Source organism: Pseudomonas sp. 10B238 (assembly GCF_000970615.1).
Classification (GTDB): domain Bacteria; phylum Pseudomonadota; class Gammaproteobacteria; order Pseudomonadales; family Pseudomonadaceae; genus Stutzerimonas.
Genome location: NZ_KQ033930.1, coordinates 21253 through 34286, shown reverse-complemented (window position 1 = coordinate 34286; position 13034 = coordinate 21253). Strand labels below are relative to the sequence as shown.

The window sequence follows — 13034 nt, the reverse complement described above, 5'->3', positions numbered from 1 at the left end:
GGTGCCTTGTGCATCGGCGTTTTTTTTCAGCTGCAAAATGGTGCTGGTCGGCGAGGGGGTGTCTGAGTTCCGACGCAGCTGCGTCGGATAGATCAGTCCGCTTGTACCGTCCGATTGCCGAGGCGGAAACGCGTAATCTGCGGCAGGTCGCGCAAGTAGCGAACCATATCCGGAGCGCCGGCGAGCTTGAGTCCTTCTCCCAATGCATTCGCAGCGGGTTGCCCCTTGTCCAGCAAGAGCAGCTCGGAGTTATTAGCGTTGCGCAGCAGCGTCAAGCGCGCATAGGGAATCTTCGCTTCGAGCAGCAGGCCCATGAATCCTCGGTCGCTCCACGCTTGTGCTGGCATGGTGACTGCGTGGTAGTCACTATCGAGGGCCTGTAGACCGGCTGCATCGAGCCGGTAATCGGTGAGTTCGCAAGGAAGGTTGACCTCCAGCCCCCGCAGCCGTGCGTAGGCGATGGCACAGGCGAAGGCTTCGGCATGGTGCTCGCCGCTCCAGTAAATCCGCTCGCCGAGCCAGCTGGCTTGACGAAGCTCGATTGGTGCCTGTTCGTTATAGCCCGGCAGCGCAGCGGTGATGGTCCGTATGAAATCCTTGTAGCTGATCACGCGTAACTGGCGACAAGCGGGTGTAGCGGCCAGTGCTTCGAAGGTCGGGTAGACTGCTCCGTCAGTACTTTGCCCACCGAGACCGTCAACCTGACGTAAGTCGAGCGATGGATAAGCGCTCTGTTCCTGACGCACGAGCCGCGTCAACGCAGCGTGAGCCTTGGCTTTGTCTTCCTGAATCGGGCCGGATAGGGCGCTTCTCGGTAGATCAGCGAATCGCTGCAGACAAGGGCCGTCGTGCCAGAAGATGCTCGGCGCCGGCTCGGAGAGCGGGGCAAAGGGTAAGTTGATCTGGCTGGCGTGCTCGAGGACCTGACGCGGCGATTTGCCGGTCAATCCAAGGCGTTGGGCAAATCTGACGATTCGTGAAGTCACGGGCGGCATCGGCTCGGGCAGACTCATCATGGTAGATGAACGCATAGGGCAACGGTCGAAGTGTGGCAGAGCCGTCCACGCTGCGCACCGTATTTGCCGAGCTTTTCTATGGCGAGTTCGGCAACCAACAGCAGTGACAGGTCACTGCTAGAGAGCCGGTATGGCAAAATCGCTGCGCTGATCAATGAGGGAGCCTCCATGCCAAGCCTCTTGCTGGATATTGCACTGCCCGCCGATAAGCTGCTGGCGGTCTATCAGGGGCGCGCCAATCGTATCCTGCTCAAAAGCCGGGAAGGGAAGAGCGTCAGCTTGCCGGCACATCATCTGCGACCCTTTCTGACAACTGCCGGTGTGTTTGGTTCATTCGAGATGGAGTTTGCTCCGGAAGGCAAATTGATTCGTTTGCGCAGACTCGAATAGACGCCTTTCTTTGGATGATCCAGATAAGGGCGCTACGTTGCGCCCGCTATGAGTACTGCCCGCCTGCTATACTCTCGCGCCACTCTTTCCAGGATCTTGGCTGCGTATGTATAACCTGGCCCGCCAGCTGCTTTTCAAGTTTACGCCTGAGACGTCCCATGAACTGTCGCTTGATCTTATCGGCGCGGGCGGCCGTCTAGGCCTTAACGCCATGCTGAACAAGGCACCGGCTAGCTTGCCGGTGCGGGTGATGGGATTGGATTTCCCTAACCCGGTGGGACTGGCGGCCGGACTGGATAAGAACGGCGAGGCGATTTGCGGAATGTCGCAGCTCGGATTCGGGTTTGTCGAAGTGGGTACTGTGACGCCGAGGCCGCAACCTGGTAATCCAAAGCCGCGCATTTTTCGGCTGCCCGAAGCCGAAGCCATCATAAACCGTATGGGTTTCAACAATCACGGCGTCGATGCCTTGCTGGAGCGGGTCGATGCGGCTCGTTTCAAGGGCATCCTGGGTATCAACATCGGCAAGAATTTCGATACGCCGGTCGAGCGCGCTCAGGATGATTACCTGTTGTGCCTGAACAAGGTCTATCACCAAGCGAGTTACGTCACTGTGAACGTCAGTTCGCCCAATACCCCGGGGTTGCGCAGCCTGCAGTTCGGTGACTCGCTCAAGCAGCTGCTTGACGCGCTAGGCCAGCGCCGCGAAGACCTCGAAGTGCTTCATGGCAAGCGTGTGCCGCTGGCCATCAAGATCGCGCCGGATATGACCGACGAGGAAACCAGGCTGGTTGCCGAAGCGGTATTCCAGGCCGGAATGGACGCGGTTATCGCGACCAACACGACGCTGGGTCGTGACGGCGTGGCGGGGCTTGCCCATGCCGATGAGGCGGGCGGGCTTTCCGGTGCTCCGGTGCGAGAAAAGAGCACCCACACCGTCCGGGTGTTGGCTGAAACCCTGGCGGGCCGCTTGCCTATCATTGCCGTTGGTGGGATCACGCAAGGGCGCCATGCGGCGGAAAAAATCGAGGCCGGAGCAAGTCTGGTCCAGCTTTACACGGGTTTTATATACAAGGGGCCAGCGCTGATTCGCGAGGCTGTAGACGCCATCGCTGCACTGCAATCTCGGAAGGAAACGAATCGTTAAGCTGTTCTTCGGTGGGGCTCCCGATGGGAGCCCCGGGCTTCAAGCCCGCCGCCCGGATGGGGCGTGCCAGTCGAAGTCGGTGTGATTGTGTCAGCCGACCGCGTGAAGTTCGTTCAATCGGTGGATACCGGCCGCGCCGGTCAGACCGTCCCAATTGTCGCCGCGACCCTCCCGCCAGCCGTTAATCCAGGCTTGGCGTACTTCGGGATGAGAAAAAGGACAGAGATCGCGAGATTTACCGTGTATGCCATGCTGATAACCGCGTAGAAATGCTCGTTCCATCGGATCACGCTTGAGTCTTCTCATTGGGTATTGCCCTCAGTGGTTGACTGGTGTTTCCGTTGTCCTCATGGCGAGGTTGGCAGATAGACTGCCGGTGAAGCCCGCTGCCGGCGTGGCGGGTTCTTCCAGCATCGTTGCGATGCCGGACTGAGTCGAGTTCTAACCCAATGACTGCAAAGCGGGAATGATCGTTTTGTAATAAGTAGGTCACCAAACCGTAGCACCGCCTATAAGGCAGGCAGGGAGCGCTCCCGGCGCTGCCAATGTTGTACCGCAGCGTCAGCTTCGCGACGAAAAGACAGTCGGAAACCGCGCGATATATCGAATCGAGATTCGGAAGTCTGCCCAACCGAATCGAACAATTGACTGGACATGCCATGACTGATCGCCACGAACTTATCCTCACGTGCCCCAAAGGTCTTGAAGGCCTGCTGCTCGAAGAAGCCAAAGAGCTCGGGCTCGAGGAGACGCGTGAGCAAACCGCGGCAATTCGCGGCTATGCCAGCATGGAGGTTGCCTATCGGTTGTGCCTCTGGTCTCGGCTGGCCAACCGAGTACTGCTGGTGATCGAGCGCTTCGCCACGGTCAACGCCGAAACGCTCTATGAAGGTGTGCACCAGGTCGACTGGTCGGAGCATCTCGCGGCGACCGGTAGCCTGGCGGTCGAATTCAGCGGTCATGGATCTGGTATCGACAATACTCACTTCGGCGCGCTCAAGGTCAAGGATGCCATCGTCGATCGACTCCGTACGGCGACCGGCGAACGACCCAGTGTCGATAAGTTGAATCCGGACCTGCGTGTCCATCTGCGCTTGGACCGTGGACAGGCGGTGCTATCTCTGGATCTGTCCGGACACAGCCTGCACCAGCGCGGCTACCGTCTCCAGCAGGGCGCGGCGCCGTTGAAGGAGAACCTCGCAGCCGCCGTATTGATTCGTGCGGGCTGGCCTCGCATCGCTGCTGCTGGCGGCGCTCTAACCGACCCGATGTGTGGCGTCGGCACCTTTCTTGTCGAAGGCGCAATGATGGCGGCTGATATTGCGCCTAATCTCCGCCGCGAACGCTGGGGATTCAGTGCCTGGCTCGGACATGTGCCGGCACTGTGGAACCGTCTGCATGCCGAAGCACAGGCGCGTGCCGAAGCGGGCATGGCCAAACCGCCATTATGGATACGTGGCTACGAGGCGGACCCGCGCCTGATCCAACCGGCGAAGAACAATATAGAGCGAGCGGGGCTGGCGAGTTGGATCCGTGTCTATCAGGGTGATGTGGCGACGTTCGAGCCTCGGCCTGATCAGAATCAGAAAGGCCTGGTCATCTGCAATCCTCCGTATGGCGAGCGTCTGGGCGATGAGGCGAGTCTGGTTTATCTCTACCAGAACCTCGGTGAGCGACTGCGACAGGCGTGCCTCGGCTGGGAAGCGGCTGTGTTGACCTCCGCACCGGAGCTGGGCAAGCGCATGGGCATCCGCAGCCACAAGCAATACGCCTTCTGGAACGGTGCGCTGCCTTGCAAATTGTTGTTGATAAAGGTCGAACTGGACCAGTTCGTCACTGGCCAACGACCATCCGCTACTGAGCCAAAGAACGAAGACAAACCCGTGCAGGAGTTGGCTCGCCTCAGTGAAGGCGGGCAGATGTTCGCTAACCGGTTACAGAAAAATCTGAAGCTTCTGGGCAAATGGGCCCGCAAGCAAGGTATCCAGTGCTACCGCCTGTACGATGCCGACATGCCCGAGTATGCCCTGGCGATCGATCTATATGGCGACTGGGTGCATGTGCAGGAATATGCGCCGCCGCGCTCGATTGACCCTGAGAAAGCCCAGGCGCGACTGTACGATGCGTTGGGCGCCATACCTCAGGCGCTGGGCATTTCCCAGGACCGTGTTGTGGTCAAGCGTCGTGAGCGCCAGAGTGGAACGCGGCAGTACGAGCGTCAGGCCAGTCAGGGAACCTTTCTTGAGGTCACGGAGGGCGATGTCAAGCTATTGGTGAATCTCACCGACTACCTCGATACCGGGTTGTTTCTTGACCATCGGCCGATGCGTCAACGTATCGCGCGCGAGGCGGCTGGCAAGCGTTTCTTGAACCTGTATTGCTATACCGCAACTGCCACCGTTCACGCGGCCAAGGGCGGCGCGCGCAGCACAACCAGTGTTGATCTGTCGAAAACCTATCTGGATTGGGCGCGACGCAATCTGGCACTGAATGGTCTGTCAGATCGACAACGTCTGGAGCAGGCTGACGTTATGGCCTGGCTGGAGGAGGATCGTGGCGAATACGATCTGATCTTTATCGACCCGCCGACGTTCTCCAACTCGAAGCGCATGGAGGGGGTGTTCGACGTCCAGCGCGATCATGTCGCTTTGCTCGACCTGGCGATGGCGAGATTGGCCGCTGGAGGCACGCTGTATTTTTCCAACAACTTCCGCAAGTTCGTACTCGACGCGGGCGTGGCCGAGCGCTACGCCGTGGAAGAAATCACCAGCGCCACTCTGGACGAGGATTTTCGCCGCAACAGCAAGATCCATCGTGCCTGGAAGCTGCAGGCACGCTGATTGACGGTGGGGTGGGCGCCACTGCGTTGCGATCCCAGCAGAGCGCACGAGTGATGCCTGCGGCGGTTACCTAGCGTTGCTGCCGTAAGTCCAGCGTCGGCGGAGACCTCCGACGCTGGACTTAATCGACTAACGTTGCGCGGTATTCTCGTTTGCCGGGCGGTTGTACAGACTCACCAATACCTGATCCAGCACCGAGGAAGCGCCCCACGGCCGAGGATGGTTGAGTATCGCGACGACGGCCCAGGTATTGCCGTCGTTGTCGCGGCTATAACCTGCAATTGCGCGTACTGTGTTCAACGTTCCGGTCTTGACATGCGCCTTGCCGGCAACCCCTGTATTGCGCAAGCGCTTGCGCATGGTGCCGTCCACTGCGGCCAGCGGCATGGATGATATGAACTCTGCCGCGTATGGGCTTTTCCAAGCGGCTTGTAGCAGGCTGGCCAATTCGCGTGCGCTGACGCGTTCGGCCCGCGACAGGCCGGATCCGTTCTCGATGACCAAGTGCGGCGAAATCAAACCCTTTTTCGCCAGCCACTGCCGGATGACCCGCTGCGCGGCCATGGAATCATCTGCATCCGCTTCGTTACGGAATTCGGCGCCCAAACTCAGGAACAACTGCCTTGCCATGGTGTTGTTACTGTACTTGTTGATGTCGCGAATGATCTCAACCAGATCTGGCGAGTAGGCTCGTGCAATCATTTTTGCATCCTTGGCCACTGGCGCTACTCGATCCCCGCCGAGAATAGTGCCGCCAAGCTCCTTCCAGATCGCCCGTACCGCACCGGCGGCATAGCGCTGGTGGTCAAGTACTGAGAGGTAAGTCTGTCCGCTGCATCCAGCCGGCAGCTTGCCGGTGACGACCACGGTTACCCCATTACCGTTTTCGATCGGGTTGTAGCGGATGTCGGGCCAGCCCGGGCATTTGGCTTTTGGCAATGCCTGAATGCGATTGTCGATCTGAACGGTGGCAATTGGCGGCTCGACCAAGACTTTGACGTTGCCGCCATCGTTGCGGGCGATGAAGCGAAGTGCCTTGAGGTTGACCAAGAGTGCATCTGGTCCGACCAGGAAAGGCTTGTTCTTGTCATTGCCATCGTCGTCGAAGACCGGCAACGTCGGTTGCACGAAATGGCTGCGGTCGAGGACAAGATCGCCCGTAACGGTCTCTACGCCGTTGGCTCGCAGGTCTCGCAGCAACAACCAGAGCTTTTCCATGTTGAGCTTCGGATCACCGCCGCCCTTGAGGTAAAGGTTGCCATTTAGCGTGCCGTTCTCGACCGGTCCGTCAGCATAGAACTCTGTCTTCCACTGGTGGTTAGGACCCAGTAGTTCCAGCGCGGCGTACGTCGTGACCAGCTTCATGGTCGAGGCTGGGTTAACCGAGACGTCCGCATTTACGAACGTCGGTGATCCGGTACCGTTGAGCGGTAGCATGACGACGGATAGCGCGCTGTTCTCGATCTTGTTTGCCTTGAGCGCCTGCGCCACGCGGGGCGGTAAGGTCTGATTGACGGTTTCGGCGAAGGCGGGAAACGCCAGCGGCAGCGCTAGCGCGGCAGCGGCGACACGGGAGAGGAACTGGCTAATCGCGCCGCTCCGATTGGCTGGGGCAGACAGACTCGAGATCAATGACATACAGGTTCCCTACAGCGTTCAGGGAAGAATGGCGGGCCATTATGCCCACGTCCGAGAAGTGACGTGCTTCTCATCCGACAAGCGTAGACGTCTGGCTCCCTTCCCTGCAAATAAAGACTTAGTGAGCTGTCGTCGTTTTGGAAATATTGGTCTAGCAGGCCGGCCCGGCAATCGCACTAGCCGTCCGTTGCTGTTAGAGTGCGCGCCGTTATTATCGTTATGTAAGGACCGAATCAATGGCTACCAATCGCTCGCGTCGTTTGCGCAAAAAACTTTGTGTCGATGAATTCCAGGAATTGGGTTTCGAGGTCAGTCTGACCTACCGTGATGGTCTCGAAGCCAAGGCGGTCGATGCGTTTCTGGAAGCCTTCCTGAACGAAGCCATCGAGATCAACGGTCTGGGCTATATTGGCGGCGAAGATTACGGTTTCGTCTGCCTGGCCACTCGCGGTTCGGTCAATGAAGAGCAGCGCGGTCAGGTTGAGGCTTGGCTCAAGGGCCGCGAAGAACTGTCCGAATTCAACGTGAGCCCGTTGATGGACGTTTGGTACCCGGAAAACGAGATCAACGCTAAGGCGTGATCGAATCATCCCTGCCCTGATCGGTTGCGGCTGGTTGCCTGGATTTGCGCAACGCAATTCGGGTGACCAGCCGGCGCAGTAGGTACATGAGTAAGGTAACAACCAGCGCCACGCCCACGCCAATGGCGGCATTAATCAGACGCAGCTGTGGCAAACCCCAATCTTGCGCCAACGTTTCGGCCAGCAGAACGAAGCTCAAGGTTGTCTGCAGAACGAATAACCCATAGTGGTGTGACTGGAATGCCCGGCTGAGCATTACCAACGGCAGCATGATCATGACCATCATGGGTGGATCGGCCAGGCTGTGGCCCATATAGATCAACACCGCCGCTGCACAGAAGATCCCGATGCTGGCTTGCAGGGCGCGAACGAAGCTGCGCTGAAGGTCCATCTGCAGAGTGGTGAACACCGCAAGCGTCAGCCAGTAGCCTCGGGGCAGATCTGCCAGGGTTACGATCAGACCGCCAATCGCTGCTGCCAGGACGTAGCTAATCGCGTGCAGCCGCCACTGGCGAATGGGTGTGCGTCGTGCTCGGCGGCGCAACACTTTCAACAAGCTCAACAGTCGTGGCATATACGGCCACATACGCAAGCCATGCATGCCTCGAAGGCCGAAAGCTAGAAGAGTGACCCAAAGGCCGCCCAGGGCGAACAGCGCGGCAATCGCCTGAGGATTGTTGAAGTCGCCAACGCCATGCTGGCCCTGGCCCAGACACAAGCAGATGGCCAGACCTATCCCGAGCTTACCGGCCTCGCTGCCGTATCGTTGCAGCCATGCGAGCAAGAGGCCGTAGAAGGCAAACAGGCCGAGACTGATCAGGGGGTGTGTCGCTGACCAGAAGCCGAGCCCGGCGCTACCGGCGCCAAGCCCAATCAAGAGCAGCATTCGCAGCATGCCGAGGCGGTGGAGCGGGTTCGCCTTTGCCGCCTGGAATGCACCAACCGTCGCCCACAGGAAGCCGGGATGCCCGCTAAACAGTCCCAGCAGCAAGGGCAGGGCGCAACCCAGACCGGCGACTGCGGCAGCACCCCAGGCGGGGCGCCCAGGCTGCCAGCCGACGTATTTCCATAGCGACTTCTTCATCAGGCTCACGTCGGGCTCGAGCGTCCGGTCATTTCGCTGGCCATCTCGGTCGCGTAGCTGTCAGTCATGCCTGCGATGAAGTCGATCATTCGAATAAACGATTGATACAGCGGCCAGTCAGGATCTGGTGCGTTGTTTCCGAGCAGATCCAGGATGCGGCGATTCTTGAACGATAGTGTGCGACCCCCGTGTTGCTCCAGTGCTGCCCCACAGAAGGCGTTAAGCAGTATTTCGAGTGTCGTATAGGCGCCAATCTCGTGCAGTGTCTTGCGCTTGTCTTGGAAAATCTTTTCCCGGGCCATGGCCTTGGCCTGCAGGACGCATTGCTTGGCTGGGCCATGCATATGCTCGACCAAATCTCCAGTAAGGTGACCGGTCAGCAACTCCTGCTGTTGTTCGACGAAAGCTTCCGCGGCGGCATTGGTGAGATGCTCAATAGCCTTGCCCCTGAGGATCGCCAGCTTGCGCCGACGTGAGCCTTCGGGGCCCAGCTGCCGGTAGGTCTCAGGCACGTCATCGCCCACCAGATTCAAAAGTAGGGCTTCAACCTCGCCATACTCCAGAAGGTCCATCTCAAGGCCATCTTCGAGATCGATGAGCCCATAGCAAATATCGTCGGCAGCCTCCATCAGATAGACCAGGGGGTGTCGCGCCCAGCGCTGCTCGTCCAGCTTTGGAAGGCCGAGCTTAGCGGCTATCTGCTCCAGTAACGGCAGCTCGCTCTGGTAACAACCGAACTTGTGTTTCTTGTAGCCAAGCGCCTCTGCATGACGCGATGTCCAGGGGTACTTGAGGTAGGTTCCCAGCGTTGCGTAGGTCAGGCGTGTGCCGCCGTCGAACTGGTGGTACTCGAGCTGGGTGAGTACCCGGAAGCCTTGGGCGTTGCCCTCGAAATTGAGAAAATCAGCGCGTTCGGCATCGCTCATGTCATCCAGCCAACCGCGTGCGGCAGCCTGTTGAAACCAATGGCGGATGGCATCCTCTCCGGAGTGGCCGAACGGTGGATTGCCGATATCATGAGCCAAACAGGCGGACTGGATCACCATGCCGAGGTCTGCTGGGCTGCACCACTCTGGCATGTCATCGCGAAGCACTTCACCCACGCGCATGCCGAGCGAGCGGCCAACGCAGCTGACCTCCAGCGAATGGGTAAGGCGTGTGTGAATATGGTCGTTGCTTGATACCGGATGCACCTGGGTTTTGCGCCCAAGCCGGCGGAACGCACCGGAAAAGATGATCCTGTCGTGGTCCTTGTGGAACGGACTCCGACCAAGCTCTTCATTGCTACGTACAGATTTTCCGAGCCGCTCACGATTGAGCAGCGTGTGCCAGTCCAAAGAGCAACCTCCTTGATGTCGCCAGTGGGGGAGGCTTGCTCAGCGGATCAGATTCCTCTGTACGCACAACTGAGCAGCCTGATAACCATTCCTGTAGAAGGCTGCCAGCCTACAGGAGTTGCTGGCCGCGAGACCATCAGCATTTAGCTGGGAGGCGTATCACCTGAGTCACGCACAAAGACCATTTCTACGTCTAGTGCCGCAGCCTGCGGATCAGGGGATAGAGCATTATGCCTACCCTGGCCAGTCTGCCGATCTTGCCCAGTCGACGGCCGAATAGGGTAAGCCCCACAGTCGCGGCAATCATCAGTGGGCCTTTCCCACTATGGTGCTCTGAGGTCGTGCCACGGCTCGTGACCATTCCCTTGATCCGTTGAAAAGGGTGGACTAACGGTTGTGAGTGATACAAGACTTGTTGGCGGTTCATTTCCATGCGCAAGCGAACCAGATCCTTGCGCATGGCTAGATCGCCGGAGCTGCTGAGTGGAAGGCTCATGGCAGTAAACGCTCCCGGTTTCGGGCCAATTCTTCGACCGTCGCTTGAAAAGGCGAGACGCTTTCTTTGGCGAGACGTATGGCGCGGCTGATACAGACGGCCAGCACAACCGCATAGATAGCGCAGAGAACCAGAATCGCCGCGATAGGGTTGCTGTCCCAAAAGGCGATCACAATTGCCGCCGACAGCCCAACGAGAATCAGCAACCCAAGGATCAAGCTGAGACTAGCCAGAAGAAACAGCTTGAAGACCCGCGCCCGCTCTTCCTGAATCTCAATTCCGATGAGCTCCAGATGCCCTTGTACGAGGCCTGCAACCGCGCTGCCCATCTTCTTGATGGACGGCGCAGGGGCGTCTTCAGCGTGTCTGGTTTCCATTGGATCCGTTCCCCACATTATTAGCGGCGGGTAATCAGGCCGAAGAGAAAGCCAACTCCCGCCGCAATACCGATCGATTGCCATGGGTGAGTATGAACATACTCCTCGGTGCACTGGATGGCGGCCTGGCCCTGTTCCTTCAGGGTACCTTCCTGATCCTTAAGCATCTGGCGGGCCCGACTGAGGTTGGCGTTGATCTTACCGCGGAGCTCTTCAGTCTGGGTGCCGGCAGTATCCTGCGTGTGTTTCAACAGGCGCTCAGTATCGCCTATGAGGGTATGGAATTCTTCGATGAGCGCATTCTGAGCTGCCTGCAGATTGCGACGATGAGCGGACTTATCGATCAGGGACGAGCTGTGGGTTTCGGTTGTTCCGTCAGGGATTGGCGTGTTGTCGCTGGTGCCGAAAGTCGATTCGGTAGACATCTGCAGTTCCTCTTGAGTCTCGCAGGGACGTTAGGTCCGGTGCTTAGGGTTTCGAGCGTGCCGGCGGTGCAAGGTTCCCGTTTCGGTTGAAAGCGCTTGGAGCATCCATTTATCCGAAGCTCACAATGGCTCCGCAGCATGAGAAAAGACCAGGAAAAAGAAAACCCGCCGAAGCGGGTTTCCCTCTCTACTGCGTTTTCACGCTGCAGCCGCTATTACATCAGCGGGATAGTGTAGCTGGCGATCAAACGGTTTTCGTTGATATCGTTGCCGGTACCATTGCTACGGGCAGTCGCATTACGCCATTTCAGATTCAGGTTTTTCAGGGCACCTTCTTGGAACGTGTAAGCAATGTCCATGTCACGTTCCCACTCTTTGCCTTCAACCCCAGCACTACGCTCGAAGTTATCGCCGGTGACGTAACGGGTCATGAAGGTCAGCCCAGGAACGCCGATGGAAGCGAAGTTAAAATCGTAGCGTGCCTGCCAGGATTTTTCGTCTTCGTTGGCAAAATCATTGATCTGAACATAGTTCACGAGGAACGGATCTGTTGCGCCAGCCAGATAGGCGAAGCCAGTGTCGCCGCTCATCTTCTGGTAACCCAGACCAAAACTATGGCCGCTCAACGAATAAGTGACCATCGCTCCGAGGGCTTTGTTGTCAACGTTGCTGCTACCATCGTCAGTGGAGCGTGCATAGCGCAAGTCCGTTTTCAAGGATTGCTTGTCGCCCAGTGGTAGAACATGCACGAGGTTGTAAGAGTGCTGCTTGTATAGGTCTTCCAGGTTGCTGTAGTAATAACCTGCTGTCAGGTTATCCATCAGCTTATAGTTACCGCCGAGGAAAACGAACTCATCGGATTCGTTGACCGCGTTGGCGTCCATGACGATGCCGCGCGTGTTAGTAGTTTTGCCGAATGCAGTTGCGCCATTAACGGCCATCAGTTCATGGTTCATCGAATCGCGGTGGTTGATACGATTCGCATATCCGGCTTCGAGCGTCAGATCTTTGATCTCCTTGGAAACCAGTTGTGCGCCTTGCATGACCTGAGGGAGCAGCCGGCTGTCGCTGGTGCCGATGGCCTGGTTTTTCAGCTGCAGAGTACCGACCTTGAGTACGGTTTCGGAGAGCTTCGCTTTGGCAGTCAGGCCAAATTCGGAAAAATCGTCCGGAGCTTCGTTTCCGAAGGAGCTAGGCATCAAGCCTGAGCCGGCAGTGTCTTCGCTGGAATACAGCTTTACGCCGAGCAGACCGAGTGCGTCAACGCCAAAACCTACGGTGCCTTCGGTGTAGCCAGATTCAACGCGCAGAATAAAGCCTTGTGCCCATTCTTCTTGCTTGGATTGGTTAGCGCTAGTCAGATTGTCTTGACGGAAGTCGCGGTTGAAATAGAAGTTACGCAGTTCCAAACCAGCCTTGGTGTCCTCAACGAACGCAGCCTGAGCCATGGTTGGAATAGCCAGTGTTGCTCCCAGAGTGGCAAGGGCCACGCCCCGGGCGATTGGGGTCTTGAGCATTTCTTATTTCTCCTCGTTGGATGATGCTCTGAAGTCGCTCTTTGGCGCCGTGTAATAAAACACTACCTCAGTATTTGAGCCTTTAGACCTTAGTCTTTAAGGCTTAAGTGTGGGGCGTTGGTAGCTCTCTGATAGCTGTTTCTGACGAATTAAACGCCGGCCAGAAATACTACCGATGCGTGCCTA

13 protein-coding genes are annotated in these 13034 nt (G+C 57.9%); 4 read left to right on the top strand and 9 right to left on the bottom strand.

Annotated features, from left to right (window positions below; genetic code table 11):
- Window positions 1-92 precede the first annotated feature (92 nt).
- Window positions 93-1016 (bottom strand): DUF6685 family protein, encoded by a 924-nt coding sequence (locus RT21_RS06930; RefSeq protein ID WP_045426236.1) that lies wholly within the window; start codon window positions 1014-1016, stop codon window positions 93-95.
- 168 nt (window positions 1017-1184) lie between these two features.
- On the opposite strand from RT21_RS06930, the gene RT21_RS06925 reads away from it, so the two are divergent.
- Window positions 1185-1406, top strand: a complete 222-nt coding sequence (locus RT21_RS06925; RefSeq protein WP_046162388.1) for a DUF2835 domain-containing protein — start codon at window positions 1185-1187, stop codon at window positions 1404-1406.
- 106 nt (window positions 1407-1512) lie between these two features.
- Window positions 1513-2553: a quinone-dependent dihydroorotate dehydrogenase gene (locus tag RT21_RS06920; protein WP_046162159.1), complete on the top strand. Its 1041-nt coding sequence runs from the start codon at window positions 1513-1515 to the stop codon at window positions 2551-2553.
- Between the two features lie 90 nt (window positions 2554-2643).
- Here the strand turns inward: RT21_RS06920 and rmf are convergent, their stop codons facing one another.
- Entirely contained in the window at window positions 2644-2859 is a 216-nt protein-coding gene (gene rmf / locus RT21_RS23195) for a ribosome modulation factor (RefSeq protein WP_082082129.1), read from the bottom strand.
- A gap of 353 nt (window positions 2860-3212) precedes the next feature.
- On the opposite strand from rmf, the gene rlmKL reads away from it, so the two are divergent.
- Window positions 3213-5393: a bifunctional 23S rRNA (guanine(2069)-N(7))-methyltransferase RlmK/23S rRNA (guanine(2445)-N(2))-methyltransferase RlmL gene (gene rlmKL, locus RT21_RS06910; RefSeq protein WP_046162387.1), complete on the top strand. Its 2181-nt coding sequence runs from the start codon at window positions 3213-3215 to the stop codon at window positions 5391-5393.
- 129 nt (window positions 5394-5522) lie between these two features.
- Here the strand turns inward: rlmKL and dacB are convergent, their stop codons facing one another.
- Window positions 5523-6983 carry a D-alanyl-D-alanine carboxypeptidase/D-alanyl-D-alanine endopeptidase gene (gene dacB, locus RT21_RS06905; RefSeq protein ID WP_046162386.1) on the bottom strand — a complete coding sequence of 487 codons (1461 nt, stop codon included), beginning with the start codon at window positions 6981-6983 and terminating at the stop codon, window positions 5523-5525.
- Between the two features lie 284 nt (window positions 6984-7267).
- Here dacB and RT21_RS06900 point away from each other — a divergent pair, with 284 nt between their 5' ends.
- The gene (locus RT21_RS06900; protein ID WP_046162157.1) at window positions 7268-7612 is read left to right on the top strand and encodes a YggL 50S ribosome-binding family protein; all 345 of its coding nucleotides are present in this window, start codon (window positions 7268-7270) and stop codon (window positions 7610-7612) included.
- Here the strand turns inward: RT21_RS06900 and RT21_RS06895 are convergent.
- From RT21_RS06895 to RT21_RS06870, 6 genes are all read right to left on the bottom strand, one after another.
- Window positions 7602-8696: an FUSC family protein gene (locus RT21_RS06895; RefSeq protein WP_046162385.1), complete on the bottom strand. Its 1095-nt coding sequence runs from the start codon at window positions 8694-8696 to the stop codon at window positions 7602-7604. The genes RT21_RS06900 and RT21_RS06895 overlap by 11 nt on opposite strands.
- A gap of 5 nt (window positions 8697-8701) precedes the next feature.
- Entirely contained in the window at window positions 8702-10033 is a 1332-nt protein-coding gene (locus RT21_RS06890) for a deoxyguanosinetriphosphate triphosphohydrolase (RefSeq protein WP_046162156.1), read from the bottom strand.
- Between the two features lie 193 nt (window positions 10034-10226).
- Window positions 10227-10529 (bottom strand): hypothetical protein, encoded by a 303-nt coding sequence (locus RT21_RS24095; RefSeq protein ID WP_046162155.1) that lies wholly within the window; start codon window positions 10527-10529, stop codon window positions 10227-10229.
- Window positions 10526-10906: a phage holin family protein gene (locus RT21_RS06880; protein WP_045426252.1), complete on the bottom strand. Its 381-nt coding sequence runs from the start codon at window positions 10904-10906 to the stop codon at window positions 10526-10528. Before RT21_RS06880 ends, RT21_RS24095 begins: the two co-directional genes overlap by 4 nt.
- Window positions 10907-10926: 20 nt before the next feature.
- Complete coding sequence (locus RT21_RS06875) at window positions 10927-11331, bottom strand: ElaB/YgaM/YqjD family protein (protein WP_046162154.1); 405 nt, start codon at window positions 11329-11331, stop codon at window positions 10927-10929.
- 215 nt (window positions 11332-11546) lie between these two features.
- A complete protein-coding gene (locus RT21_RS06870; RefSeq protein WP_046162153.1) occupies window positions 11547-12848 on the bottom strand; it encodes an OprD family porin in 1302 nt (433 codons plus the stop codon).
- Window positions 12849-13034 lie beyond the last annotated feature (186 nt).

Coding starts and splice junctions, on each gene's coding strand:
- RT21_RS06930 (WP_045426236.1), bottom strand. CDS start 1,016: ATGATGAGTCTGCCCGAGCCGATGCCGCCCGTGACTTCACGAATCGTC.
- RT21_RS06925 (WP_046162388.1), top strand. CDS start 1,185: ATGCCAAGCCTCTTGCTGGATATTGCACTGCCCGCCGATAAGCTGCTG.
- RT21_RS06920 (WP_046162159.1), top strand. CDS start 1,513: ATGTATAACCTGGCCCGCCAGCTGCTTTTCAAGTTTACGCCTGAGACG.
- rmf (WP_082082129.1), bottom strand. CDS start 2,859: ATGAGAAGACTCAAGCGTGATCCGATGGAACGAGCATTTCTACGCGGT.
- rlmKL (WP_046162387.1), top strand. CDS start 3,213: ATGACTGATCGCCACGAACTTATCCTCACGTGCCCCAAAGGTCTTGAA.
- RT21_RS06900 (WP_046162157.1), top strand. CDS start 7,268: ATGGCTACCAATCGCTCGCGTCGTTTGCGCAAAAAACTTTGTGTCGAT.
- RT21_RS06895 (WP_046162385.1), bottom strand. CDS start 8,696: ATGAAGAAGTCGCTATGGAAATACGTCGGCTGGCAGCCTGGGCGCCCC.
- RT21_RS24095 (WP_046162155.1), bottom strand. CDS start 10,529: ATGAGCCTTCCACTCAGCAGCTCCGGCGATCTAGCCATGCGCAAGGAT.
- RT21_RS06880 (WP_045426252.1), bottom strand. CDS start 10,906: ATGGAAACCAGACACGCTGAAGACGCCCCTGCGCCGTCCATCAAGAAG.
- RT21_RS06875 (WP_046162154.1), bottom strand. CDS start 11,331: ATGTCTACCGAATCGACTTTCGGCACCAGCGACAACACGCCAATCCCT.
- RT21_RS06870 (WP_046162153.1), bottom strand. CDS start 12,848: ATGCTCAAGACCCCAATCGCCCGGGGCGTGGCCCTTGCCACTCTGGGA.